This window comes from Candidatus Clostridium eludens (genome assembly GCF_045310515.1).
GTDB classification, from domain to species: Bacteria; Bacillota; Clostridia; order Clostridiales; family Clostridiaceae; genus Clostridium_B; species Clostridium_B eludens.
This window is the reverse complement of the sequence record NZ_JBJHZX010000128.1, coordinates 1-1,044: the sequence shown is the minus strand read 5'-3', so window position 1 is coordinate 1,044 and position 1,044 is coordinate 1. Positions and strand designations below refer to the sequence as shown.

Genomic DNA, 1,044 nt, shown 5'->3' with positions numbered 1-1,044 from the left:
TATAGCTAGAGGTGTTAACTATGGAATTATTATTAATTCGTCATGGTTGTTGTGAGAATAATGGATGCATAGCAGGATATTTTGATTTTCCACTTTCAACTAAGGGTATCTATCAGGCTAAAATATTAGGTGAATATTTAAGAGAAAGTAAAGTAAAATTGATATATACAAGCCCTTTAATACGTTCTGTATCTACGGCTAAACTAATTGGATACGAAATTGGAGTTAAACCGATTAGTTTACCTGAATTAAAGGAAAGAAGCGCTGGAATTTTTGAGGGACTTACAATAAGTGGGGCTTTAAAAAAACATCCTCAAGAGTGGAATCGTACTTGGTCTAATCCTTTAGTTGCGCCTTTGAATGGAGAGTCATATAAAGATGTTGCTAAACGTGTCTTACGGGTACTAGATATTTTGAAAGGTATTGACGAAGGGAAAGTGGCTGTTGTATCTCATGAAGGATTTCTAAATATTTTTCTAAATATTCTGCTTGGGTTAGAACCAAAGACTTTTCCTATGTTCAAACTTGATAACACAAGTATTTCATCTGTTTTTATAGATAAGTTAGGTAAAATAACTATTAATTATATAAATAAAATTGAACATTTAAAGATGCCATTGTGATTTTGTTATAAGGTGAAGGAACTGTAAGGTAAGACCAGGCAATAAACATTTCCATAAATAGGAGGAATTCTTGAGATGATATATTATATAAACAATAGTTGGTCTCAAGGAAAAGAAAATCCATTTTCATCAGATGGATGTTATGGTGAGAATTGGTCGGCTTTCATTTATGATGATAAAGTTAAATATTATTCAAACGTATTTAAAGACGCAAATATTTATACATTAAGAGTATCTCCAGAAATCGATATGTTCCATGAACGATTATCAGATTTTGTTCGTTATGAGGGTTCTTATCATAGAAATGTAATTATCAGTTGTGTAGAAAATGAAATAAATAACCTAAAATTATTTATTGATAAGTTAGATTTTAATATGGAAACTATTATAAGGAATACTGACCCTAAATGGATGGTGCACA

1 protein-coding gene and 1 pseudogene are annotated in these 1,044 nt (G+C 30.6%); both read left to right on the top strand.

Annotation, left to right across the window (positions count from 1 at the left end; all coding sequences use genetic code 11):
* The first annotated feature begins 20 nt into the window (after positions 1-20).
* The gene (locus ACJDU8_RS25505) at positions 21-623 is read left to right on the top strand and encodes a histidine phosphatase family protein (RefSeq protein ID WP_406794992.1); all 603 of its coding nucleotides are present in this window, start codon (positions 21-23) and stop codon (positions 621-623) included.
* A 75-nt stretch (positions 624-698) separates the two neighbouring features.
* Positions 699-1,044, top strand: a pseudogene (locus ACJDU8_RS25500) (hypothetical protein); the annotation flags it as partial.

Bases quoted from the DNA above. Each gene is read 5' to 3' on its own strand.
- ACJDU8_RS25505 (WP_406794992.1), top strand. From the start codon at position 21: ATGGAATTATTATTAATTCGTCATGGTTGTTGTGAGAATAATGGATGC.